The 25,575-nt window shown below is 48.2% G+C and carries 23 protein-coding genes and 1 pseudogene; all 24 read left to right on the top strand.

Annotation, left to right across the window (positions count from 1 at the left end; all coding sequences use genetic code 11):
• The first annotated feature begins 25 nt into the window (after positions 1–25).
• The 24 genes and pseudogenes from dapA to ACX1C1_RS20710 all read left to right on the top strand — a co-directional run bounded on the left by dapA (position 26) and on the right by ACX1C1_RS20710 (position 25,479).
• The gene (dapA, locus tag ACX1C1_RS20825; RefSeq protein ID WP_458954071.1) at positions 26–901 is read left to right on the top strand and encodes a 4-hydroxy-tetrahydrodipicolinate synthase; all 876 of its coding nucleotides are present in this window, start codon (positions 26–28) and stop codon (positions 899–901) included.
• Between the two features lie 278 nt (positions 902–1,179).
• On the top strand, positions 1,180–2,862 hold the full coding sequence (locus ACX1C1_RS20820) for a ribonuclease J (RefSeq protein WP_458954070.1): 1,683 nt from the start codon (positions 1,180–1,182) through the stop codon (positions 2,860–2,862).
• 171 nt (positions 2,863–3,033) lie between these two features.
• Positions 3,034–3,873: a ClpP family protease gene (locus ACX1C1_RS20815; RefSeq protein WP_458954069.1), complete on the top strand. Its 840-nt coding sequence runs from the start codon at positions 3,034–3,036 to the stop codon at positions 3,871–3,873.
• On the top strand, positions 3,870–4,088 hold the full coding sequence (locus ACX1C1_RS20810) for a YlzJ-like family protein (protein WP_458954068.1): 219 nt from the start codon (positions 3,870–3,872) through the stop codon (positions 4,086–4,088). The genes ACX1C1_RS20815 and ACX1C1_RS20810 overlap by 4 nt, the downstream gene beginning before the upstream one ends.
• Positions 4,089–4,152: 64 nt before the next feature.
• Positions 4,153–6,924, top strand: coding sequence for an FtsK/SpoIIIE family DNA translocase (locus ACX1C1_RS20805; protein WP_458954067.1), 2,772 nt, complete (start codon positions 4,153–4,155; stop codon positions 6,922–6,924).
• Positions 6,925–7,041: 117 nt separating this feature from the next.
• Positions 7,042–7,854 (top strand): spore cortex-lytic enzyme, encoded by an 813-nt coding sequence (sleB, locus tag ACX1C1_RS20800; protein WP_458954066.1) that lies wholly within the window; start codon positions 7,042–7,044, stop codon positions 7,852–7,854.
• Between the two features lie 178 nt (positions 7,855–8,032).
• Positions 8,033–9,307, top strand: coding sequence for an EF-P 5-aminopentanol modification-associated protein YfmF (gene yfmF / locus ACX1C1_RS20795; RefSeq protein ID WP_458954065.1), 1,275 nt, complete (start codon positions 8,033–8,035; stop codon positions 9,305–9,307).
• A gap of 5 nt (positions 9,308–9,312) precedes the next feature.
• Entirely contained in the window at positions 9,313–10,599 is a 1,287-nt protein-coding gene (yfmH, locus tag ACX1C1_RS20790; RefSeq protein WP_458954064.1) for an EF-P 5-aminopentanol modification-associated protein YfmH, read from the top strand.
• Complete coding sequence (gene ymfI / locus ACX1C1_RS20785; protein WP_458954063.1) at positions 10,596–11,342, top strand: elongation factor P 5-aminopentanone reductase; 747 nt, start codon at positions 10,596–10,598, stop codon at positions 11,340–11,342. Before yfmH ends, ymfI begins: the two co-directional genes overlap by 4 nt.
• 101 nt (positions 11,343–11,443) lie before the next feature.
• Positions 11,444–11,695 (top strand): DUF3243 family protein, encoded by a 252-nt coding sequence (locus ACX1C1_RS20780; RefSeq protein WP_458954062.1) that lies wholly within the window; start codon positions 11,444–11,446, stop codon positions 11,693–11,695.
• Positions 11,696–11,874: 179 nt separating this feature from the next.
• Positions 11,875–12,642 carry a DUF3388 domain-containing protein gene (locus ACX1C1_RS20775; RefSeq protein ID WP_458954061.1) on the top strand — a complete coding sequence of 256 codons (768 nt, stop codon included), beginning with the start codon at positions 11,875–11,877 and terminating at the stop codon, positions 12,640–12,642.
• A gap of 69 nt (positions 12,643–12,711) precedes the next feature.
• The gene (locus ACX1C1_RS20770) at positions 12,712–13,620 is read left to right on the top strand and encodes a RodZ domain-containing protein (protein ID WP_458954060.1); all 909 of its coding nucleotides are present in this window, start codon (positions 12,712–12,714) and stop codon (positions 13,618–13,620) included.
• A gap of 95 nt (positions 13,621–13,715) precedes the next feature.
• Positions 13,716–14,207, top strand: a complete 492-nt coding sequence (locus ACX1C1_RS20765; protein WP_458954059.1) for a YajQ family cyclic di-GMP-binding protein — start codon at positions 13,716–13,718, stop codon at positions 14,205–14,207.
• Positions 14,208–14,277: 70 nt separating this feature from the next.
• A pseudogene (locus tag ACX1C1_RS20760) lies at positions 14,278–14,460 on the top strand (TRAM domain-containing protein); the annotation flags it as partial.
• On the top strand, positions 14,460–15,035 hold the full coding sequence (gene pgsA / locus ACX1C1_RS20755) for a CDP-diacylglycerol--glycerol-3-phosphate 3-phosphatidyltransferase (protein WP_458954058.1): 576 nt from the start codon (positions 14,460–14,462) through the stop codon (positions 15,033–15,035). The pseudogene ACX1C1_RS20760 and the gene pgsA, both read left to right, overlap by 1 nt.
• Positions 15,036–15,146: 111 nt before the next feature.
• Entirely contained in the window at positions 15,147–16,400 is a 1,254-nt protein-coding gene (locus ACX1C1_RS20750; protein ID WP_458954057.1) for a competence/damage-inducible protein A, read from the top strand.
• Between the two features lie 306 nt (positions 16,401–16,706).
• Complete coding sequence (gene recA / locus ACX1C1_RS20745) at positions 16,707–17,765, top strand: recombinase RecA (RefSeq protein WP_458954056.1); 1,059 nt, start codon at positions 16,707–16,709, stop codon at positions 17,763–17,765.
• A gap of 90 nt (positions 17,766–17,855) precedes the next feature.
• A complete protein-coding gene (locus ACX1C1_RS20740; protein ID WP_458954055.1) occupies positions 17,856–18,560 on the top strand; it encodes a regulatory protein RecX in 705 nt (234 codons plus the stop codon).
• A 180-nt stretch (positions 18,561–18,740) separates the two neighbouring features.
• On the top strand, positions 18,741–20,291 hold the full coding sequence (gene rny, locus ACX1C1_RS20735; RefSeq protein ID WP_458954054.1) for a ribonuclease Y: 1,551 nt from the start codon (positions 18,741–18,743) through the stop codon (positions 20,289–20,291).
• Between the two features lie 113 nt (positions 20,292–20,404).
• Positions 20,405–21,199, top strand: coding sequence for a TIGR00282 family metallophosphoesterase (locus ACX1C1_RS20730; RefSeq protein ID WP_458954053.1), 795 nt, complete (start codon positions 20,405–20,407; stop codon positions 21,197–21,199).
• A 143-nt stretch (positions 21,200–21,342) separates the two neighbouring features.
• Positions 21,343–21,603 (top strand): stage V sporulation protein S, encoded by a 261-nt coding sequence (locus ACX1C1_RS20725; protein ID WP_006036664.1) that lies wholly within the window; start codon positions 21,343–21,345, stop codon positions 21,601–21,603.
• A gap of 120 nt (positions 21,604–21,723) precedes the next feature.
• Positions 21,724–22,659 (top strand): dipeptidase, encoded by a 936-nt coding sequence (locus ACX1C1_RS20720; protein WP_458954052.1) that lies wholly within the window; start codon positions 21,724–21,726, stop codon positions 22,657–22,659.
• A 218-nt stretch (positions 22,660–22,877) separates the two neighbouring features.
• Positions 22,878–24,626 (top strand): 2-oxoacid:acceptor oxidoreductase subunit alpha, encoded by a 1,749-nt coding sequence (locus ACX1C1_RS20715; protein WP_458954051.1) that lies wholly within the window; start codon positions 22,878–22,880, stop codon positions 24,624–24,626.
• Complete coding sequence (locus ACX1C1_RS20710) at positions 24,613–25,479, top strand: 2-oxoacid:ferredoxin oxidoreductase subunit beta (RefSeq protein WP_458954050.1); 867 nt, start codon at positions 24,613–24,615, stop codon at positions 25,477–25,479. Before ACX1C1_RS20715 ends, ACX1C1_RS20710 begins: the two co-directional genes overlap by 14 nt.
• Positions 25,480–25,575 lie beyond the last annotated feature (96 nt).

Here is a 25,575-nt window from a genome sequence, read left to right as displayed (position 1 = left end):
ATTGTTATTTCTAGGAGGAGTCACTATGGATTTCGGAAGATTGATTACAGCGATGGTCACCCCCTTTGATGAAGAAGGGCAAATTGATTGGCAAACCGCAGGCAAGCTGATTGACTATTTGATCGAAGAGCAAGGCAGCGACAGCATCGTTGTGTCCGGCACAACAGGCGAGTCGCCAACTTTGACTGAGGAAGAGAAAATGAAGCTCTTCACATTTGCAGTTGAGCGTGCGGCGGGACGCAGCAAGATCATCGCCGGTACGGGAAGCAATGATACGGCCCATACTATTCATTTGACCAAATCCGCAGAGAAATGTGGAGTAGACGGTATACTGCTTGTTGCCCCATATTATAACAAACCCTCGCAGGAAGGCTTATACCGTCATTTCAAAGCCGTTGCCGAATCGACAGCGCTGCCAATTGTGTTGTACAACGTTGAAGGTCGTACTGGCATTAATATCTCCGTCGATACAACGCTGCGCTTAGCACAGCTGTCTAATGTTGTTGCTACAAAAGATTGTGCATCGCTGGAGCAGCTAACCCAAATCGTCAGCGGCGCACCAGATGGATTCCGTGTGTATAGCGGCGATGACGGAATGACACTGCCGGCTTTATCGGTAGGCGCATTCGGAATTGTAAGTGTCGCGAGCCATGTAATCGGCTCTGACATGAAATCTATGATCGAAGCATATGTTGCTGGCCGCGTGGAAGAAGCCGCTAAGCTGAACGGAAAGCTTTTCCCAGTATTTAAGGGTCTGTTCCATTGCCCGCATCCTGTACCTAATCCCGTCGCGGTTAAATATGCATTGTCGCTCAAAGGACTTCCGGTTGGCGGCGTTAGATTGCCGTTAGTCGAAGCGAGTGAAGCGGAGCAAGCCTTTTTGCGTAACCTGATTGGGTAATTTATCCATAGATACTTAAACCGCAAACCACGAATATTACACTGAACCGGTGCCTGGAGCATCGGTTTTTTTATTTTGGTCATCCTAATCGGTGTAGGTTTAACGGCTAGTACTTGTATTCCATCTTTTTCTTCATGTATAATGGTCACAAGTGATTGGGTGCGGCAAACAGAATCAATTTGAGTAAATACCGTCAGAGCGGCATCTGGCGTTAACTGTAATACCAATAATCGGATAAATCATGAAGAATTACACTTTTGTAGGAGGTATAGATACACTTGTCTAAGAAAAACAACAACCAAGATAAGCTACTTATATTCGCATTGGGCGGAGTAGGCGAAATCGGCAAAAATATGTACGTAATCCAATACAACAATGATATCGTTGTTGTGGATTCGGGTCTTAAGTTCCCAGAAGAGGACATGCTTGGCATCGACATTGTTATCCCGGATATTTCATATCTGACGGAAAACCGCGATAAGGTTCGCGCTATTCTCATTACGCACGGTCATGAGGATCATATTGGCGGTTTGCCATATGTGCTGAGACATCTGAACGTTCCCGTATACGGCACGAAGCTAACACTCGGCCTTATTGAAGGGAAACTGAAGGAAGCAGGTCTGCTTGGCGAAACGAAACGTATTCTGATCAATGCAGACTCAGAGATTCAACTCGGCACCATCCGAGCAAGCTTCTTCAAAACTAATCACAGTATCCCGGACTCAGTTGGCGTCTGCTTGGATACACCGGAAGGCATCGTGGTTCATACTGGCGACTTCAAATTCGACCACACGCCGGTCAACGATCAATTCGCTGACTTGCAGCGTATTGCCGAGATCGGAAGCCGCGGCGTATTGGCGTTATTGTCAGACAGCACAAACGCGGAACGTCCAGGATACACGCCTTCGGAGAGCAACGTAGGGGACGAGCTGGAAGATATCTTCCGCAAATCCACCCAACGCGTCGTGGTTGCTACATTCGCGTCCAACGTGCACCGTATTCAACAAATCATTAACGCTTCGATCGCAACACGCCGTAAGATTGCAGTCGTAGGTCGCAGCATGGTGAATGTTGTCGGAATCGCGTCCGAATTAGGTTACCTCAATATTCCAGAAGGAATGCTGATTGAGCCTGAGGAAGTGAACAAGCTTGCAGCAGACCGTGTCGTTATTCTATGCACAGGCAGCCAAGGCGAGCCGATGTCCGCACTGACGCGGATGGCGCGCTCTACGCACCGCAAAGTCGATATTCTGCCAGGCGACACCGTTATTATCGCAGCTACACCGATCCCTGGTAATGAACGTTATGTAGGCCGTACAGTGGACGAGTTGTTCAAGCTTGGTGCAAACGTTATCTACGGACCGGGTTCCGTATCTGGCGTTCACGTTTCGGGACATGGCAGCCAAGAAGAGCTCAAGCTGATGCTTAACCTGATTAAACCGAAGTACTTTATTCCGATTCACGGTGAATATCGTATGCTTCGTCTGCATGGCAGATTGGGCGAACAGATCGGTATGGAGAAAGAAAACATCTTCATCATCGAGAATGGCGATACAGTTGAATTCCAAGGTGGATCCGGCCGTAAGGGATCCAAGGTACCTGCCGGCAACGTTCTGATCGACGGTCTCGGAGTTGGCGACGTAGGGAACATCGTATTGCGTGATCGCAAGCTGTTGTCGCAAGATGGAATCCTCGTTGTCGTGGTGACGTTAAGCAAACAAGACGGAACGATCCTATCCGGACCAGATATTATTTCTCGTGGCTTCGTGTATGTAAGAGAGTCCGAAGGACTTCTGGACGAGGCAAACCGGATTGTAACTTCCACATTAAACAAATTGATGAACGACAAAGTTAATGAGTGGGCATCGCTCAAAACAAATGTAAAAGACGCGCTTGGACGTTTCCTATACGAACAAACACGCCGCCGCCCTATGATATTGCCGATCATCATGGAGGTTTAGTCGGTATAGACATACCCATCACGATTTTCCATATCGCTTCATTGACCTTTATTGGGTCATTGAAGCGATTTTTTTTGTAACGGATAGGCGGCGCCTCCCTCGTTTGTTGTATATTTTCCGGCGTGAATTCCATACTATGACAAGCTGTAGTACAACATAGGGGGAATTGTTATGATGGATGAAATAAGCGCTAACAAAGGGAATCAATCAGATCCGCAGCCACAGACCCTGCCGCAGGAGCAACCACAAGAAGAGAAGAAAAAAAGCACGGCTATTGAGAGTATTCAACAGTTAGGTACAACGGGACCGCCGGTTCCGGCGGAATCCAACATTTTTTGTATGACAATAATCGGACAGGTCGAAGGTCATTTGATCTTGCCGCCGCAAAACAAAACAACCAAATACGAACACATCATCCCACAATTAGTTGCAGCGGAACAAAATCCAAAGATTGAAGGCGTGTTGATCGTATTAAACACGGTTGGCGGGGACGTAGAAGCAGGTCTTGCAATCGCGGAAATGATCGCTTCCTTGTCGAAACCAGTCGTCACACTCGTATTGGGAGGCGGTCACTCGATAGGTGTTCCGATCGCAGTATCGGGAGATCGATCCTTTATAGCTGAAACTGCCACTATGACGATTCACCCCATACGCCTTAATGGTCTTGTTATTGGAGTCCCTCAAACCTTTGAATATTTGGACAAAATGCAAGAGCGCGTCGTACGGTTCGTAACGTCACATTCTCAAGTTACTGAGGCTACGTTTAAGGAGCTCATGTTCAAAACTGGAGAGCTCACTCGCGATATCGGAACGACTGTAATTGGTGCTGATGCAGTCAAGCATGGACTAATCGACGAAATTGGAGGATTAGGCGAGTCGCTTAGAACGTTGAACCGACTGATTGACTCCAAACGTGCTCCTAAAGAAGCAATGGCGGGTATGGATGTTGTAATCGCAGCAAACACCAATGCGATGGACGGCACAGGAATGGAAGCAGGTGCGCCGCAATGACGCTGCACACGATTATGCCTCTTGAGCTAGTCCTTCAAGGATATGAGAATGAGGGGGAGCTAACGCTTGATGTGCGAGTCAAAGGTATTAAAATGACGGTCGTGCCGGTGGCACCGGGTTATGGGAAGATCGTACGATTATTAGAATGTTCGTTGTACGATTACCTGGATCCCACGCTTGCACCAGGTACATTGATTTCCTACGATTTCGAATAGACGTTCGGGTACAAATAGTCCGTCACCCGGAACTGTGCTATAATGGAAATCCGAGGTGACGGCATTGGCAAAGAAAAAGGGACGCAAAAAATCGATTGGCGCAGCGCTCAAATACGAAGTATATGGCATTCTGATTATTACGGTATCCATTATCGCATTATCCGGAGAAGCAACTGTAGGCCGAGCCTTATCCAAGCTGTTTGGCTTGTTTTTAGGCAAGTTTTATTTCGTGCTTGCGCTTGTCGGCATTTACATAGGTCTTACAGTCATGGTGAAGCGGGCATGGCCTAGCGGTTGGACGAACCGCAGGACAGGTCTGCTTATTGTCGTGCTTGCATTGGCACTTAGCAGTTCCATATCTGACATCAATGCTCGATTCCAAGGTATCGAGCGTGAAACGTTGTCTGGCGGAGTGATTCTAAGTACGTTAAGCACGAGTCTTCAGGAACAGCTATTAACCTCCTCATCGGATGGCGTAGATCAGGTAGCTATACAGGACAAACAAATTAGCGGAGGTTATTTAGGTGCGCTGATGTTTGCTATGTTATTTAGCTTGTTTGGGTATTACGGTGCTCTTATTATCGATTTTGTAATGTTCGCAATTGCAGTTATGCTGATAACCGGTAAGTCGTATGTGGAATTGATTCGCCTTGGGCGCACGCGGTTCATTCGGATGGTTAAGTTGCTTAATGCGAAGCGGAGCAGCCGAAGAGCCAAGCGCGAAGCAGCTGCAGGTGCTGCGGCTGCTACACCGCTGGCAGACGGTGTATATGACGATGATGGCACAATTGAAGACGATGAGTTATATGCAAAGCCAGAGCCAAAGAAACGCAAATCATTGTTTTTCTCCTGGCGAAACAACGAACAAGAGAGCAAAGATCATTTGCATGACGATGATGAATGGGAGCTATCCCGAGATGATGACACGAGAAACGGCAATGAAGTGAAATCGTGGGACAACGAAACAGTGCAGCAGCCTTGGGAGAAAACAGGTGAAACTTATCAGCAATCCGAACCCTATAACGAGAAATTCGACGATGGGCTTCCTCCTTGGGCGCAAGATGAACGTTCGGAATCCACTGAATCCCAATATCCCATTACGGATCAACAACAATACCCTGACCTAAATCAAGTAGGAGAGCAAGTTGAAGGGCAGAGTTGGGGAGATTCGGATTGGAGAAATGAAACGGATCATGGATCGGATATGTTTGAGAATGAACATGAGATCGAAGGTCGTACGGATGCCGTAATTACGGGATTGGAAGTGCCTTTGCACCCTGAGATTGACGCTGAGCTAGAAGACACTCTTCCTGCTGAATCCATCGAAGGTGATGAAGCGTCGACCGCACCTCGCAGACCGATTGGCGAGTCTGGCGACGCAATGGTTACCGGTGGCGGCAAACCTGTGCCCAAGCCGTATCTACTGCCTCCGTTTTCGCTACTTCAGAAGCCGGTTGGCATGAGCAGAGGGTCGGACGCAACCGATATGTACGATTCCAGACGCAAGCTTGAAGCCACTTTAGAGAGCTTCGGTGTACGTGCGAAAGTGTTGGACGTAGTGCGTGGTCCAGCTGTTACGCGATATGAAGTGCAGCCAGCTACAGGTGTCAAAGTAAGCCGTATCGTCGGTTTGACGGATGATATCGCTCTTGCTCTAGCTGCTAAGGATGTTCGGATGGAAGCCCCGATACCTGGCAAATCAGCTATCGGTATCGAGGTGCCGAACATGGAGGTATCCGTTGTTACGATGCGAGAAGTTATGGAGACGCCAGCGTTCCAGACGGCAGCCTCCAAGATGTCCATCGCATTTGGCCGAGATATTTCTGGACAGACCATTGTTGGTAACCTTGCGAGAATGCCCCATTTGCTAGTTGCGGGTGCAACAGGTTCCGGCAAATCGGTATGTATTAACGGTATCATTACAAGCATTCTGTACAAAGCCAAGCCCGATGAAGTTAAATTCTTGATGATCGATCCGAAGATGGTCGAATTGAACGTATATAACGGCATCCCGCATCTGTTAGCGCCCGTTGTTACAGATCCAAGGAGAGCTTCACTCGCGCTCAAAAAAATCGTGGTAGAGATGGAGAAGCGGTATGAGCTATTCTCCAAATCCTCTACACGTAATATTGAAGGTTATAACACGTTAATGGCTGACAATCCGGCTGCGGTCTTGCCTTATATCGTAGTTATTGTGGACGAGCTTGCAGATCTTATGATGGTCGCGGCAGGCGATGTCGAGGATTCCATTGCGCGGCTTGCACAGATGGCACGGGCAGCCGGCATTCATCTCATCATTGCTACCCAACGTCCGTCAGTCGACGTAATTACCGGGGTCATTAAGGCGAACATTCCTTCACGAATCGCATTCGGCGTATCCTCACAAGTCGATTCTAGAACAATTCTTGATATGGCTGGTGCGGAGAAGCTGCTCGGCCGTGGAGATATGTTGTTCTTACCGGTGGGCATGTCGAAGCCGATACGTGTACAAGGTGCATTTCTTTCCGATCAAGAGGTAGAAGCGCTTGTGGCGTTTGCACGTGATCAGGGAGAGGCTGAGTATAAGGAAGATCTTGTCCCAGAACTCGATGCTGAAGCGGACAACCCAGATATGCAAGTAGACGAATTATTTGATCAAGCTGTGCAAATTGTCGTCGAGGCCAAGCAAGCCTCCGTATCACTGTTACAGCGCAGAATGAGAATTGGTTATACACGTGCCGCAAGATTGATCGATCAAATGGAAGCTCGTTCGATCGTCGGCCCATATGAGGGCAGCAAACCGAGAGAGGTGTTACTGTCGCTGGAGCAGTTCCAAGCCAACAAAGCGAGCTCATAACACTGCCTCATTTGCGAATATTTGCATAGAAGGGAAGGAACTTTCTCATACTAGTTGCAGGTAACGCTATAACGTCGTTGCAAACAACTATTTTGCATGAGAAAGGCAGATCCCTACATGAGAATTCGTTTGATCGTGGTGACTTCGATTATCGTGCTGCTCGTATTCGGTTCTTTCGCCGCCCTTAAGGGACCGCTTGGACCCGTTTCGGAGACGTTCAGCAATGCGACGCTTAAAGTCGGCTCATCCGGCTCTGACGTGCAGGAGCTTCAAGGCAGACTCACGTATCTCGGCTATTATAACGGCAAAATCGATGGGGTCTTCGGCTCCAAAACGAAAGGGGCCGTTACCTGGTTTCAGTGGAAATTTGGACTCAAGTCTGATGGTGTAGTCGGATCGGAAACCAAGACGAAGCTATACAACGCTTCGAAAAGCTGGAAACCTGGATCTACTAGTAACAGTGGATCAAATAATGGAGCGGGTACCGGGACAGCCGGAGGAACTGGTAGTGGAGAAAATGCCGGCGGGTCTGGTAACTCAGGCAGCAATCTGGCGCAATCGAACCGGCTCGGATTATCTGAAAACGATCTAAAAATCATGGCGAACGCTGTATATGGCGAGGCCCGCGGGGAGCCGTACGAGGGACAAGTTGCAGTCGCTGCCGTTATCTTGAACCGCGTTCGATCGGAGAGCTTCCCGAATACGGTGTATGGCGTTATTTTCCAGCCAAGAGCCTTTACGGCGGTTGCTGATGGTCAGATTTATTTGACCCCAAACGAGAAAGCGCGAGAAGCTGTTGAGGATGCGCTTAATGGCTGGGATCCTTCAGGCGGCTGCCTGTATTATTTTAATCCCGACACGGCAACATCTGCTTGGATTTGGACGAGAACACAAATCAAGACGATTGGTAAGCATATTTTCTGCATGTAGATGCCAGGAACGATAAGCTGGACCAGCCCTGAAGCAGCCGCTTCTGCTCGAAAGCAGGAGTGGTTGCTTCTTCCATTTCTGATCGGTTAGAATGGTAAAAACGGCTATGCAATTGGTGTATGTCCCAGAGGTTAGCATAACAGCCATTTGGAACAACTCTCGAAAGGAGCAAAATCGCGTGACTATATTCCAAAGAGGGCAACTCGAACGAATTCGCATTCATGTGCTGCCCACAAATCGGTTCAAGACGTTTGCGATTTCGTTATTTGCTGGACTTCCTCTCGAAGAGGAAACGGTAACTCCCGTTGCTTTGATTCCGTTTGTCCTTCGCCGGGGAACTGCTACTACGCCGGAGACAATCCACTTCCGAGAGAAGCTCGACGATATGTACGGTGCCGGATTCGGATTTGACGTGTACAAGAGGGGAGACTCACAGATTGTACAGTTCCGTATGGATGTCATCAATGATGCGTTCGTTTCCTCCGAACAGTCGTTGTTGGCAGCTTCGATTGGATTCTTGGGTGATGTAGTAACCAATCCGTTGATTGAAGAAGGCGGCTTCCGCTCCAAATACGTGGAAGCTGAAAAAGATACACTTCGCAAACGGCTGGAAGCGATTGTCAATGACAAGATTCGTTATGCAGCAGAACGCTGCATCGAAGAAATGTGTGCGGGAGAGCCTTACCGACTGCATGCTTTAGGACAACGCAGCGATATTGCCGCGATTACTTCCGAATCGCTATATGCGTCTTATGAGCATTGGCTGGACAATGCAGCACTTGATTTGTATGTTGTCGGTGACACGACACTCGAAGAGGTGACTGAGCTCGTACGCGGGTCATTCCGACTGAAAAGCGGAGTTCCTTCTAACTACAATCGCCCTGTTACGAAACATAATGTAACAGAAGTTAAACATGTGGTTGACCGGCTGGAAGTGAGCCAAGGCAAATTGAATATGGGTATGCGAACTGGCGTTGGATACGATGACGCCTTATATCCGGCAGCCCTTCTATACAACGGTATTCTTGGGGGTTATCCGCACTCCAAACTCTTTATCAACGTCAGAGAGAAGGAAAGCCTCGCTTATTATGCGGCTAGTCGACTGGATGGACACAAAGGCATTTGTACCATTCAATCCGGCATTGAGTTCGCAAATTATGAGAAGGCGGTTGCCATCATCAAAGAGCAGTTGGATGCGATGAAGCAAGGGCAATTGTCTGAGCTTGAGATCAATCAGACCAAAGCGATGATTTCGAATCATTTGCGCGAGATGCAGGATTCGGCCTATGAAATGTTGTCGTACGACTTCAACAGCGTACTGACCGGCAAGGAACGTTCAGCTGCCGAGCTGCTGAAGCAGGTACAAGGCGTGACGGTGGAGGATATCGTAGCGGTGGCGAAGCAAGTGCAGCTCGATACGATCTACTTCTTGCGAGATCGGAAGGAGGCATAGACGCCATGGAAACGTTACATTATCCGCATGTCCAAGAGACATTATATCGCGAAGTTATGAGCAACGGGCTTGAAGTGGTCGTACTACCCAAGGAAGGCTTTCAGAAAACGTATGCGACATTTTCAACCAAATACGGTTCAGTCGACAATCGGTTCTCCGTAGGCGACCAAGAAGCGGTTAAAGTGCCGGACGGGATCGCTCATTTCCTCGAACACAAAATGTTCGAAGAACCGGAAGGCGATATTTTTGCCGTATTTGCAGCGCAGGGCGCATCCGCAAACGCCTTTACGACCTTTGATCGGACGGTCTATCTATTCTCCGCAACGGAGCAGATTAATGAGAATTTAACGACGTTAATTAATTTCGTGCAGAATCCTTATTTTACGGATGCTAACGTGGATAAGGAGAAGGGAATTATCGAGCAAGAAATTAATATGTACAGAGATAATGCGGATTGGCGCGTCTATTTCGGTCTCATCGACGCTTTGTATCATACGCATCCTGTTCATATCGATATTGCAGGTACGGTGGAGTCGATCTATCAGATCGATAAGGAAACGTTATACCGCTGCTACGAAACGTTCTACCATCCGTCCAATATGATGTTGTTTGTTGTAGGTGGCGTTGATGCGGAAGAAGTGTTCAAGCTTGTCCGCGATAATCAGTCAGGCAAGTCTTTTGCATCCCAAGGGGAAATTAGTCGTTACTTCGATCAGGAACCTACGACCGTCAAGATCCCGCGCAAAGTATCCAAGCTTCAGGTTTCTTTGCCGAAGTGCATGATGGGATTCAAAGAGAAAACGGTTGGACTTCAGGGAGACGCGCTAGTGAAGCGCGAGGTTACAACCAAGCTGATGCTCGAAGCGCTTATTGGTCCGAGTTCACCTTTATACCAATCGTTGTACGAACAAAATTTGATCTCCGACTCATTCGGTCACGAATACAATTCCAGTTCGGACTATGGATTCTCCGTCATCGGCGGAGACACGCCAGAGCCGGATAAATTGATCGAATCGATAAAGTCCGCCGTAACTGAGGCACTTACCAGTGGAATTAATTCGACTTCGTTCGAACGCACCAAACGCAAAAAGATTGGCGGTTATCTGCGTATGCTGAATTCCCCCGAATCCATTGCAGGCGAATTTACAAGGTACCGCTTCCGGGATAGCGACATGTTCGATGTCATAACGTTCTACGAGCAATGTACGCTGGAAGAAGTGAACGCACGGTTGCGCGAACACTTCGACTTTGGTCAACTCGCTGTATCGATTGTGGAACAAGAAGCAGAATGAAAACATTACAGGAGACGACGGTATTGATTACCGGGGGAAGCCGCGGAATCGGCGCTGCCATCGCGCAGCGCTTCGCCGCGGAAGGTGTCAATATCGTTCTCCACTATCTAGAATCGCATGAAAGCGCCAATGAAACAGCCAGGCGCTGCATGGCTTTAGGCGCAAGTGTCATGACCATCTCGGCAGACTTAAGATCGCGAGACCAGCTCTCACGGATGTATGATAAGTTGTCCAGCCACAATATTTATCCTGATATACTGGTCAATAACGGGGGCATCGCACATTACGGCATGCTCTCCGATGTGACGGAGGAAGAATGGGATGACGTTATGGCTGTTAATTTGAAGGGAATGTTTTTGAGCACGCAATTATTTATGCCGCATATGATTGCCCAGCGCTTTGGAAGAATCATTAATGTATCTTCGGTCTGGGGAATGTCGGGCGCTTCATGCGAAGTGTTGTATTCAACGACCAAGGGTGGCGTCAATGCGTTCACGAAGGCTCTGGCCAAAGAGCTTGCTCCGTCAGGAATAACGGTGAATGCTGTAGCTCCCGGTGTTGTCGATACTTATATGATGGATGGTTTTAATCCGGAAGAAAAGGCTGCATTGCAGCAGGAAATTCCGGTAGGCAGATTCGGATCCGCAGAGGAAATTGCTTCGCTTGTTTACTTTCTTTCCTTACCAGAATCTTCTTACATAACAGGTCAAATTATTAGTCCTAACGGCGGCTGGCATACTTAACCTGTGAATTGTCTTGAACGAGCTGTATAAGGCCGAGGCGAAAAGCGTAGAATAAGGACTGTTGATGATTCTTTTCCAAACCTAAGAGGAGGCGAAGAGCTGTGTCAACTGTCCTTTCGAATTTCGATACGTGGAAACATTTTTTGTCCGACCGAGTGTCTCAAGCCAAGAAAATGGGCCTGACGGAAGAAACGATTTCCAATCTGGCTTATGAGATCGGTTCCTTCTTAGATGAGAAGGTCGATCCGAAGAACGATGAAGAAGGCGTACTGAAGCAGCTGTGGGATGCTGGCGACGAATCGGAGCGGAAGGCCATCGCAAGCTGTATGGTCAAACTGGTCGAGCAATCGTAGAGTCTCATAACGTTTGCAGAAAGCCTCCCGAAACGGGGGCTTTTCTGCAATGTTTAATTTATATTTGCAGGAAGCTGACGAAATTTGTAGAATAGAGAATTAGGGATACCTAACCTTGTGCAACGGTAGTATCAGCCCTTATTACATACATTTACGCTTCAAGGGACGGTGAGAACGGATTGGAAACAAAGCAATGGTACATGGAGTACAAGATACATAAGAATAGGCCCGGCTTGCTAGGCGACATTGCTTCATTGCTTGGTATGCTAGAAGTGAACATCATGACGATCAATGGTGTAGAGGATCGTACGCGTGGCATGCTTCTGCAAACGAATGACGATGAGAAGATTGAGCTGCTCGGGAAGATGCTGCAGAAGGTCGACAATATTACGGTGAACAAGCTTCGTACACCAACGATTGTCGATATATTAGCCGTGCGCCACGGTCGTTACATCGAACGGGATTCGGATGATCGCAAGACATTTCGTTTCGTAAGAGACGAACTAGGCATCTTGGTCGATTTTCTCGGCGAAGTGTTCAAACGCGACGGCAATCATGTCATCGGTCTAAGGGGCATGCCCCGCGTCGGCAAGACGGAATCCATCATCGCAGGAAGTGTGTGCTCCAATAAACGCTGGACATTCGTATCCTCCACGCTTCTGAGACAAACGGTGCGCAGCCAGCTCTCTGAGGAAGAGATGCAGCCGAACAATATCTTTATCATTGACGGAATCGTAAGTACCATTCGCTCTAACGAAAAACATCATGCGCTCCTCCAAGAGATTATGGCGATGCCGTCAACCAAGGTGATCGAGCATCCCGACATTTTTATTAAGGAATCGCAATATGATTACAGCCATTTCGATATTATTATCGAGCTTCGTAATACGCCAGACGAAGAAATTACGTATGAGTCGTTTACGGCAAACTACACGGACGAGTTTTGATTAAGTTTGTTGTAATCCGGGTATAGTCGGATTGAAACGATCGCCCACGCTCGAAAGGAGGATGTCCACATGTCAGAGCTCGGAGCGCTGCTCAGGAGGGCCAGAGAAGAGAAAGGATTGTCGCTCGATGATATTCAGGAGTTGACGAAAATCCGGAAACGATACCTGCAGGCGATTGAATCTGGAGATTACAGTGTTCTTCCCGGATCATTTTATGTCCGCGCATTCGTCAAAAATTATTCGGAAGCTGTAGGCCTTGAACCCGATGAAGTATTGCGACTCTACCAACACGAGATTCCCGCCGCGCCGATCGAGCATGTTGTGGAACCGATTCCTGCACGCAAACCCCGCCGAGTGAAGTCCCAAACTTCGGAAAGGTTCGGAAAGATCGGCTTCAATTTGGTTATGTGGCTATTCCTGGTTGTGATCGTAGTTGTTGTTTGGTATTTCTACATCAACAACGAGTCCACAGAGCCAAATACGGTTGATCAGACGCCTATAACTGAAAACTCGGAAGCGCCCACGGAGACGAATGCGGGCTCCGCGACAGAGACACCAAATGTTGAACCAACGCCACCGCCTCCGACGCAGGCGCCTACAACTGTTGTATTTAACAGCAAGGTAGGCAAGGCAACTGATCAATATGATATTGGACCGGCTGGTGTCGCTCATGTATTGGAGATCAAAGTATCCGGCGGACGCAACTGGATTGAAGTTCGAGAAGGCGGATCTACCGGCACGAAGCTGTTCTACTCCAATGCAGAAGATGGCGCATTGCAAACTTACGAGTTGACTGGACCTATTTATGTTAACGTTGGTCGTGCGGATCTTGCAGAGATTAAGGTAGACGGCGTTCTGGTACCGGATGGAGATCGCGCCAATTCCAAGAAACTGCTGCTCAAGCCGATAGAGGCCGTCAACACCCCGTCCGACGGCAACGGAGCAGGTACACCAACAACGAATACTAGCGGAGAATAACGTAAAGTGCTATTACGGCATGAATAGCCGGCCGCATTACACAATTGTTCGAGTGCAGACAACTGATCAGTTATGTAAGGAGAGGAGAGCAAGATATGAGTTCGGAAAGTTCATTTGATATCGTTTCGAAAGTAGACATGCAGGAATTGGCGAATGCCATCGTACAAGCGGAGCGTGAAATTGAGACTCGGTTTGACTTCAAGGGTAGCAAAAGCAGTATCGCGCTTGAAAAGGAAGAGCTTATCGTTGTATCAGACAGCGAATATAAGCTGAAGAACGTAATCGATATTCTGCAATCCAAGATGATGAAGCGTGGAGTCCCAATTAAAAATATGGATTATGGCAAAATCGAAGGCGCTTCAGGTGGTACAGTCAAGCAAAGAATCAAGTTGAGACAAGGTATCGAACAAGATATTTCTAAGAAAATCAATATTCTTATCCGTGATTCCAAGCTAAAAGTGAAGAGCCAGATTCAAGGGGATCAATTACGCGTCACTGGCAAGAGTAAAGATGATCTTCAGGCTGTTATGACGTTGCTGCGCGGTGCTGACTTGCCGATCGAGCTTCAATATACAAACTATCGTTAAGAAGGTTTGTAGAACGTAATTCAGCTACTATCCGTGCAACAAGCAATAACAGCACAATCTAGGCAAAGAAGTTGATGTTTTGGTCGAACAGTACGATGGTAGAAGCGATATTTGGGTCGGTCATTCCATGTATGACATCCCCGTTATAAACGGTGTGGTGTTCATCTCGAATTGCAGCGCGGAAATCGGTTCCATCCAGAAGGTTCGCGTAACGCATGCCTACGAGTTTGACCTTTCTGGGGAGGGAATGTAGTGAATTTAGCCAACAAGATCACACTGGCTCGAATCTTTTTAGTGCCAGTCATCATGTTTTTCTTATTAATCAAAATCGATCTGGGGTCGGTTAGCTTCTCTGACTTTACGATTTCGTATAACCAGATCGTAGCCGCGATTATCTTCATTATCGCAGCAAGCACAGACGGGCTGGATGGATACATAGCTCGTAAGAACAAAATAGTCACCAATCTCGGCAAGCTGCTGGATCCGCTCGCGGATAAGCTGTTGGTTGCAGCCGTTCTGATCTCCTTAGTGGAGATGGACAAGTTGAACGCGCTTATCGCCATCATTATTATTAGCCGGGAATTCGCGGTTACTGGTTTGCGCCAGATTGCATTGCTTGAGGGCTCCGTTATGGCGGCTAGCACATGGGGCAAATGGAAAACGGCCATTCAGATCACGATGATCATCGCGCTTCTCATCAACAACTTTCCGTTTGCGCTGCTCCATTTCCCGTTTGATATTATTGCAAGCTGGGTTGCAGCCGCGATTACGGTATATTCCGGTGTCGATTATTTCGTTAAGAATAAACATTTGATACCTGTCGAGTAAGTATTTCGAAACACTAATAGAGCACTTCCCTTTCATGGGAGGTGCTCTTGTCCTTCCGATTGGAGATCATGTAAATTTTCATCATAAGTGATGGATGAGGGGGAGACAAAGTTGAAAGCAGAAATTATTGCGGTCGGTACAGAGCTGCTTCTCGGCCAGATTGTGAACACAAATGCTCAGGCAATCTCGCAAAAGCTTGCAGAGATCGGTATCGACGTATATTTTCAAACTGTTGTAGGAGATAATGCGAATCGGTTAAGGCAAGCCATCGAGATTGGTAGAGGCAGAGCGGATCTGCTTGTGTTTACCGGGGGACTAGGACCGACACAAGACGATCTAACAAAGGACGTGCTGGCCGATTATCTGGGACGCGAGCTAGGCATACATGAGCCTTCAATGGAAGCGATTAAGGAGCTGTTCTCCTCGCGAGGCGCGCATATGGTGGAGAGCAATCGGAGACAGGCGCATCTCATTCTCGGTGATGGAAGCGAGCCGCTGCACAACGCTACTGGACTTGCGGTTGGCAATGGGGTAGAGGCGGATGGCACTTTATACATGCTATTGCCTGGTCCGCCCAAAGAAATGCTTCCGATGTTGGATGGTCCTGGCGTGGATTGGCTAAGGTTGAAGTTTATCGATGAGAAGCCGCTGTATTCCAGAATTCTAAAGTTCGCTGGCATTGGCGAATCCAATCTGGAAGCCGCACTCATTGATATGATCGATGCGCAGACAGATCTCACAATCGCTCCATATGCCAAAGAAGGAGAAGTAGCACTGAGACTGTCGACGAAGAGTGCAAGTCAGTCTGAGGCGGATGCCATCATTGACGCGGCTGTTGCCGAGATCATGTTACGCGTCGGGGACCATCTGTATGCGCAGGAGGATGTTCCGCTCGAAGCCGTTATCATACAGCAGCTGCGAACAGCAAAAAAACGGGTTGCAAGCGCCGAGAGCTGCAGTGGCGGATTGTTCGCAGAGCTCGTAACAAGCATTCCTGGCAGCAGTGGAGAATTCCTTGGCGGTGTAGTGACCTATACCAATCTCATGAAACATAAACTTCTGGGGATCCCCATGTCACAGCTAGAGGGGGACGGCGCACCTGGAGCTATCAGTGAATCAACAGCCAAGCTAATGGCTGAACAGATCATGAATATGACAGGAGCGGATTATGGCGTTTCGTTAACCGGAGTGGCTGGACCTGCTGAGTCAGAAGGCAAGCCGGTAGGTCTCGTTTATTTTGCCGTAGCCGAAAGAGGCAAAGAAACGATTGTCTACACGTCCAACTTCAGAGGCGGACGCGAGATGATACGGATCCGTGCTGTAAAGTCGGCCATGCACCGATTATGGCAAACGATAAATGCGTAACGAACGGATTGCGATTGCTGCTGTTTAAATATGGTTGCCAATTGTCGAATCCTGCGCTATAATGAGGACTAGTTACCGGAAGAACCGTGGCGAAGATTACTTTGCTGCGGTTTTTTTTATTTTTGTTGCTTGTTGGTGCGGATACAGGGATACAGAATACCACCATCGTGTGAAGGGAGTGAGCTGCTGCAATTATAGCGTGACTGTGGGGAAAACAATTTTACGAATGTGTGTTCGAAAAAAAGGTTGGCAACCCTTTCGAAATAAGGTATCATACATATATAAATGATGAAGGATGTGAGTGAGTTGGCGGATCGTCGCGCTGCTTTGGATAATGCTCTACGTCAGATTGAGAAGCAATTTGGCAAAGGCTCCATTATGAAATTAGGGGAATCAACTCATATGCAAGTAGAGACCGTGCCGAGCGGCTCGCTTGCTTTAGATATTGCACTCGGGATCGGCGGATTGCCGCGCGGCCGGGTTATAGAAGTATACGGCCCAGAATCATCGGGTAAGACGACAGTGGCATTGCACGCAATCGCCGAAGTGCAACGTATCGGTGGACAAGCTGCCTTTATCGATGCGGAGCACGCACTTGATCCCTTGTATGCAAGCAAACTCGGTGTTAACATCGACGAGCTGCTGCTTTCACAGCCTGACACAGGTGAGCAAGCGCTTGAAATCGCAGAAGCGCTCGTACGAAGCGGCGCCGTTGACATTATCGTTGTCGATTCCGTCGCAGCTCTCGTGCCTAAGGCGGAGATCGAGGGCGATATGGGCGACTCCCATGTAGGTCTTCAAGCACGACTTATGTCGCAAGCATTGCGTAAGTTGTCAGGTGCCATCTCCAAATCGAAGACTATCGCGGTCTTCATTAATCAGCTCCGTGAGAAAGTCGGTGTTATGTTCGGCAACCCGGAGACGACGCCGGGCGGACGCGCGCTTAAGTTCTATTCCAGCGTCAGACTGGATGTACGCCGCATAGAGACGCTTAAACAAGGCAACGATATGGTCGGTAACCGGACACGTATCAAGGTCGTCAAGAATAAGGTAGCCCCTCCGTTTAAGCAAGCGGAAATCGATATCATGTACGGCGAAGGGATATCCAAGGAAGGCAGCTTGATCGATATCGGCGTTGAGATGGATATCGTTCAGAAGAGCGGTGCCTGGTTCTCCTACAATGGCGAGCGCTTGGGCCAAGGACGCGAGAATGCGAAGCAATTCCTGAAGGAAAAAACAAACTTCGCTGCTGAGATCGAGAAGCAGATTCGTGATGCCAGCAATTTGTCGGCGACAGCATCTCCAGCTAACTTCTCTGGCGATGACGACGAGGACGAAGACGAGTTCGACGATCAGGACGCATAAGATCATTTCATATTCGCCGCTCCCTAGAGGGGGCGGCGAATATTGTTTTGTCCCAATCCTTAGAACGGGAAAACGGAGGATACGAAAGTAATGGGTAATGAAGAGCTGGAAGTATATCGGATCCATGTCATCCGAAGGGACAAAAAGGAAAAAAGGCGCTTTCACCTGTATGCGAGCGAGGGGATGGAGGATGAGCCTTTTTTGAGTGTACATGAAGATATATGGATCAAGTACAGCTTGATGAAAGACGAAGAGGTAACACAGGAGCAAGTCATCATCATTCAAGATGAGGATCGTCGTTATCAAGCATATATTCTGGCAGTGGCTTATTTGGGCGCGAAACCGAGGACAAGTAAACAGATTCAACAGTACCTGACAAGAAAAGAGCTTGAGGAGCATCACATCGAATATGCAATCGAACGTTTAGAATCGGAGAAGCTGGTAGATGATGATCAATATGCGCGTCAATTCGCAGATAGCCGAGTACGCTCAGGCTCGAAGGGACGGCTCATGATTCGGCAGGAATTGCAACAGCGCGGAGTATCCAAGCAGGCTGCCTCCGACGCACTTGCGTTAATCGACCGAGACAGCGAGCTGGAGTCTGCAACAGCGCTTGCGCATAAGAAAGCAAGGTCGTTATCAGGCGATCTAATGAAACAAAGATCCAAGCTCATGGGATTTCTGCTGCGCCGTGGATTTCCAGGAGATATCGTTCGAGAAGCCGTGAAGACGGTTCACTTATCGACAGGCGATGACTCGTATGAGGAAGATGATGGCGTTTTGCTTGACAACTGAAATTGCAAACAGATAAAATGAGGTTGTATTCCTTTACATTTGAATCGATTTTTCTTCCAAAAGTTGATTCAAAACGCTTATTTTCGTCAATTTTGTACATGATGAAACGGTTGGAAGCCGGTTAAAACCTAATAACATCCCAAGCAATGCCTTGGTGTATGCAGCAAGGAGGTGAACAAGATGGATGGTATAAACATCTGGATCTTGATTCTGATTTGTATCCTTGTTGGCGCAATTTTCTTTGGGATTGGTTATTTTTATCGCAAGTCGATTGCCGAAGCCAAAATTTCGACTGCTGAGCAAGCCGCGGTCCAAATCGTAGAGAATGCGAAAAAAGACGCGGAAGCACAAAAGAAAGAAACCGTGCTAGAGGCGAAAGACGAAGTCCACAGACTACGTGCAGAAGCTGAAAAAGACATCCGCGAGCGCCGCAACGAGGTGCAGCGTCTGGAAAGACGGTTGCTCCAGAAGGAAGAGTCGCTGGATAAAAAGTTGGAAGCGCTAGAACGCAAAGAAGAGACCGTAGCCAACAAGGAGAAAAGAATCGAAGAAACCCAAGAACAAATCGACTCCATTTACAAGCAACAGCTTAGTGAGCTAGAGCGGATTTCCAGTCTGACGATGGAAGACGCCAAGTCGATCATCCTGAGCAATGTCGAGCAGGAAGTTCGTCACGAAACAGCTCAAATGATCAAAGAGATCGAGCAGCAAGCGAAGGAAGAGGCCGACAAAAAAGCGCGTGACATTATTTCTCTGGCTATTCAACGTTGCGCAGCCGATCATGTGGCAGAAACAACGGTATCCGTTGTCACATTGCCGAATGAAGAAATGAAAGGCCGCATTATCGGACGTGAAGGCCGCAATATCCGTGCTTTGGAAACATTGACCGGTATCGATCTCATAATCGACGATACACCGGAAGCGGTCATTTTGTCCGGCTTTGACCCGATCAGACGCGAAATTGCACGTACTTCCCTTGAGAAACTGGTTGCTGATGGACGTATCCACCCGGCCCGTATCGAAGAGATGGTCGAGAAATCCCGTAAGGAAATCGACGAGCGCGTTCGTGAATATGGCGAGCAAGCGACCTTCGAGGTTGGTGTACACGGACTGCATCCGGATCTGATCAAAATTTTGGGTAGACTGAAGTACCGGACAAGCTACGGTCAGAATGTGCTTAAGCATTCGATGGAGGTTGCCTATCTTACAGGCTTGATGGCAGCGGAGCTCGGCGAGGATATTACGCTGGCGAAGCGTGCTGGATTGCTGCACGATATCGGCAAAGCGCTTGACCACGAAGTAGAAGGTTCCCATGTCGAGATTGGCGTGGAGCTTGCTAAGAAATACAAAGAACATCCGGTTGTCATTAACAGTATCGCTTCCCATCATGGTGATACGGAAGCTACATCCGTTATCGCGATGCTGGTAGGGGCTGCAGACGCATTGTCGGCTGCTCGTCCGGGCGCACGCCGCGAAACGCTGGAAACGTATATTAAGCGACTGGAGAAGCTCGAGGCGATTACCGAATCGTTCGACGGCGTCGAGAAGTCCTACGCGATTCAAGCAGGACGCGAAGTGCGTGTTATGGTACAGCCTGAGAAGATCGACGATACAGAGGCATTCCGTCTTGCTCGCGATATTACGAAAAAAATCGAGGGTGAACTCGATTATCCGGGACATATTAAAGTTACGGTCATTCGTGAGACTCGAGCAGTGGAATACGCCAAATAAGCAATGGTGGAGAAAAGTGGCTGCTAGTCAGCCACTTTTTTGAATTCTAAATAGTAATAAGTTTTAGCCGTTTCACTTTGTATACTGGGCTTTGAATAGAAAGGGTTTTGAATATGAAAGTATTATTTATTGGCGATATCGTCGGCAATGTAGGAAGAAATGCGCTCAAACAAGTGTTACCTGCGTTAAGGACCAAACACAATCCGAATTTGATCGTTGTGAACGGCGAGAATGCCGCCGCGGGCAGAGGGATTACAAAGGCGATCGCCAAAGAGTTTTTTGATGCTGGCGTGAATGGCATTACAATGGGCAATCATACCTGGGACAACAAAGACATCTTCGAATGGATTGACGACGAGCCGCGAATTGTTCGTCCAGCAAACTTCTCTTCGGAAGCACCGGGGCAAGGCATGGCGATCATCGGATCCGGAAGCAAGAAGCTGGCGATCATCAATCTGCAAGGTCGCGCGTTCCTGCCTCCTAACGATTGTCCGTTCCGTAAAGCGGATGAATTGATCGAAGAAGCGAGTAAACATACGAATGCGATATTGGTTGATTTCCACGCCGAAGCCACTTCAGAGAAAATAGCGATGGGCTGGTATTTGGACGGACGAGCTTCCGTAGTGTTCGGTACCCATACACATGTTCAGACAAACGATGATACGATATTGCCAGGTGGAACGGGTTATTTGACAGACGTTGGAATGGTCGGCTCCAAGGAAGGTGTGCTTGGGATGGAGAAAGAAGCCGTCTTACATCGCTTCTTGACAGGCCTCCCTGCAAGGTTCGTCGTAGACGAAGGCAAGTGGCATCTTCATGGACTGGTGATTACGATTGATGATGCAAGCGGCCGGACGATGAAGCTGGAGAAGATTCGAATGACAGAAGAAGATTGGCTTCTCATGTAGAGAAGTCTTTTTTTTGTGAATAAAAGACAGATATTTCAGAATTGTAAGATAAGTTGACCTAAGAAAAGCAGGAATCTTTCTCCTTCTCTCGAATACTATTTTAGAAGTGGAATCCATCCAACATTCTAGGGGAGGTACTATTCATGGACGTATTAAAGGTATCAGCGAAGTCCAATCCAAATTCTGTCGCAGGCGCGCTCGCAGGCGTTCTACGCGAACGGGGTGGTGCTGAGCTGCAAGCGATCGGTGCAGGCGCCCTCAATCAGGCGATTAAAGCGGTTGCGATTGCCCGTGGATTTGTGGCCCCAAGCGGGGTGGATCTCATCTGCATTCCGGCCTTTACGGATATTGTCATCGACGGAGAAGACCGTACGGCTATCAAATTGATTGTCGAGCCGAGATAAGGAGCAATGAAGAATCGACAAGTCGCCTAATCTGCCTGTTTACGCTGTAGACAGGTTTTTTGCTTTGTTTGGCAGAGATCGATTAAGTATAAATTGCAATATGCGAGAGGGGGAAGTCCTATGATTGATTTTCATTGCGATGTTATTAGTAAAATGTTGAAGGATCGCGGGATCCAATTTAAAGGGAGCGAAGCAGGACAACTTGATGTTACCTACGAGCGATTACGAGATTCGGGTACGCTGCTACAAACCTTCGCCATCTTTATCTCGCCGAAACTACCGCAGACGATGGAGCCTATATTGGAATCGATTGATATTTTTTATGAGCAAATTCTGAGCTGTGACGGGATGAAGCTGGTTAAAAGTACGGCCGATCTGGATGAATGTGTAGAAAGCGGACAGACAGGGGCGTTATTATCTTTGGAAGGTGTAGGTGGACTGCAAGGCAGATTGTCGACGCTTCGTTTGTTGTACAAGTTAGGTGTCAGGGCGGCAGGATTAACCTGGAATCATAGTAATTGGGCGGCTGACGGCGTGATGGAGTCTCGCGGTGCAGGCTTGACTGGCGAAGGGCGATCGTTTGTATCGGCCTGTAATGAACTAGGGATTATTGTTGACGTTTCGCATTTATCGGAAAGGGCGTTTTGGGATGTCGCGGCGTTATCCGTCAAACCGATTATAGCCTCACATTCCAATGCTCGCAGCATATGCGATCATCCGCGTAATTTAACGGACAGGCAACTAGAAACGTTGATCCAAGGCAATGGAAGGATCGGTTTGACGTATGTACCTTGGTTTGTCTCTGAGGAGCCTCAAGCCAATATAACGGACTTGACCAAACATGTTGACCATATTTGTGGTTTGGGCGGGGTACAGCATCTGATGTTGGGCTCTGACTTTGATGGAATTGATCGATATATGACAGATCTCATCCATCCAGGCACAGTGTATCAATTACGCGATGAGTTATTGAACCACTATTCGGCTACGCAAGTATCAGGATTTTTTCAGGATAACGCACTTGCTTTTCTACGAGAGCAATTACCGACAGTATAAAGGTACGAAACAACGAGGTAGCGACTGGCTGACCAGCTACTTGTTATCTCGAAACGATATCGTTTTCATCGAAACATGTTATGTTTAAATTAAGCGTTTACATATTGCAATTTACCGACTTCCAACATAAAATTGTTGTGACGATATAGCTTCTATTATATAATGGCTCAAGTTATCGAATAAGAGGGGCCCTTTATGAAGCAGAGGAGATGGACATTTTGATTAGTCAACTGTCTTGGAAGATCGGGGGGCAGCAGGGAGAAGGGGTCGAAAGTACCGACCGTATTTTCTCTACCGCACTAAACCGGCTAGGATATTACTTATATGGTTACCGTCATTTTTCGTCCCGTATCAAAGGCGGACATACGAATAATAAAATCAGAATCAGCACAAAGCCGATTCGCGCAATCTCAGATGATCTGGACATCCTGGTCGCATTCGACCAAGAGAGCATCGATCTTAACGCACATGAGCTTCGCCCAGGCGGAGTTGTGGTAGCGGACGCTAAGTTTGGTCCGACGATCCCAGAAGGAATCGACGCGCGTCTGTTCGCGGTACCCATTACGAAGATCGCCGAAGATCTAGGCACATCACTCATGAAAAACATGGTAGCGTCCGGCGCATCTTGGGCGCTTCTTGGACTGCCGCTCGAAGTGTTTAATAAAGCAGTTGAAGAAGAGTTCGGTCGCAAAGGTCCCGCTATTGTAGAGAAAAATATCGAAGCAGTCAAAAATGGCGCCGAATTCGTGCTTGAGCAGGCCGGCGGTCCTCTGGACGATTTCAAGCTTGGTGAAGCAGACGGCGAGCAAAAGCTGTTTATGATCGGGAACGAGGCGATTGGACTTGGTTCGATTGCTGCTGGCTGCAGACTAATGTCCGCCTATCCGATTACGCCTGCTTCCGAAATTATGGAATATTTGATTAAGAAGCTGCCCAAATTCGGCGGCACAGTTGTGCAAACGGAAGACGAGATCGCAGCGGTCACGATGGCAATCGGCGCTAACTACGCTGGTGTTCGCACGATGACAGCTTCGGCAGGACCTGGTTTGTCGCTTATGATGGAGGCAATCGGATTGTCCGGCATGACGGAACAGCCGCTTGTTATTGTGAATACGCAGCGCGGCGGTCCATCAACAGGACTTCCTACTAAGCAAGAACAATCGGATCTAAACGCAATGGTGTACGGTACACATGGAGAAATTCCAAAAATCGTAATCGCGCCAGCATCGATCGAAGATTGTTTCTATGATATGATCGAAGCCTTTAACTTATCTGAGCAATATCAAGTGCCAGTTATCGTTATGACGGACCTGCAGTTGTCGCTCGGCAAACAATCCTGCCAGCCGTTTGACTTCTCCAAGATCGAAATTAAACGCGGCAAACTCGTGACGGAGGCTCCGCCACTAGAAGGCAATGAGCTGTTCAAGCGCTACGAGTTGACCGAAGACGGCATTTCTCCTCGTGTACTTCCTGGCGTTAAAGGCGGCTTGCACCATGTAACAGGTGTGGAGCATGACGAGATCGGCAGACCGTCGGAGAATGCGAAGAACCGTCAGCTGATGATGAATAAACGTCTTGGCAAGCTGAATGGCTTGCAAGTAAGAGACGCGATCCGTGTAGACGCTCCGCATGACCAGCCTGATTTGCTTATTATCGGTATGGGATCCACCGGCGGCACAATTGATGCAGCAAGGGAGCATCTCCAACAGGATGGCATTAGCAGCAATCATATTACAATTCGTCAAATTCATCCGTTCCCAACCGATGCGTTGATGCCTTATTTGCAAAAAGCAAAACGGATTATCGTCATGGAAAATAATGCAACTGCACAGTTGGCGGCGCAAGTGAAGATGAACGCCGGCTTCGGCGAGAAAATTAAAAGTTTGTTGAAGTACGACGGTAACCCGTTCCTGCCGCTCGAAGTTTATCAAGCTTGTAAGGGGATGAGCGAAGATGGCAACATTTAAGGAGTTTCGTAACAACGTTAAGCCGAACTGGTGCCCTGGCTGCGGCGATTTTTCGATCCAAGCAGCAATTCAGCGTGCAGCCGCTAATGTCGGTTTAGAGCCAGAGGATCTTGCGGTGATATCCGGAATCGGCTGTTCGGGCCGGATCTCCGGTTACATTAACGCATATGGCTTACATGGCATCCATGGCCGCGCATTGCCAATCGCACAAGGCGTTAAGCTCGCCAACCGCGAGTTGACTGTTATCGCATCGGGCGGTGACGGTGACGGCTTTGCAATTGGTATGGGGCATACCGTGCATGCTATACGTCGTAATCTGAACATTACGTATATCGTAATGGATAATCAGATCTACGGCTTGACCAAAGGTCAAACTTCTCCACGGAGCGCGGAAGGCTTCAAGACGAAGTCAACGCCGGAAGGTTCTATCGAGTCTACGTTGTCACCGCTTGAGATTGCGATGTCTGCGGGAGCAACATTCGTTGCCCAGTCCTTCTCCAGCGACTTGAAAGGTTTGACGAGTTTGATCGAACAAGGAATCAAACATGAAGGATTCTCGTTGATCAACGTGTTCAGCCCATGTGTAACGTTCAACAAAATTAACACGTACGACTGGTTCAAAGAAAAAATCGTCAGCCTGGATGGTTACCCGGACTATGATTCGAGCAACCGCATGGCGGCTATGAATATGATCATGGAAACAGGCGGAATGTTGACAGGCCTCATCTATCAGAACACGACTCGCAAGTCGTACGAAGACATGATTACAGGCTTTAATGCCGAGGGATTGGCGAAACAAGATCTGCAAATCTCGGAAGAGCAATTCAGTCAACTTGTCGCGGAATTTAAATAAATGGTATGATGGGCATACGACCGTATTGGTCGTATGCTTTCTTTTCGAATAATCGAATAGAAGCGGGCTACTCATACATAACAAGCAGCAACCTCT

It is taken from the genome of Paenibacillus sp. strain BS8-2 (genome assembly GCF_054483835.1).
Note: the sequence above shows the minus strand (reverse complement) of the source record. Positions and strands in the feature narration are given on the sequence as shown.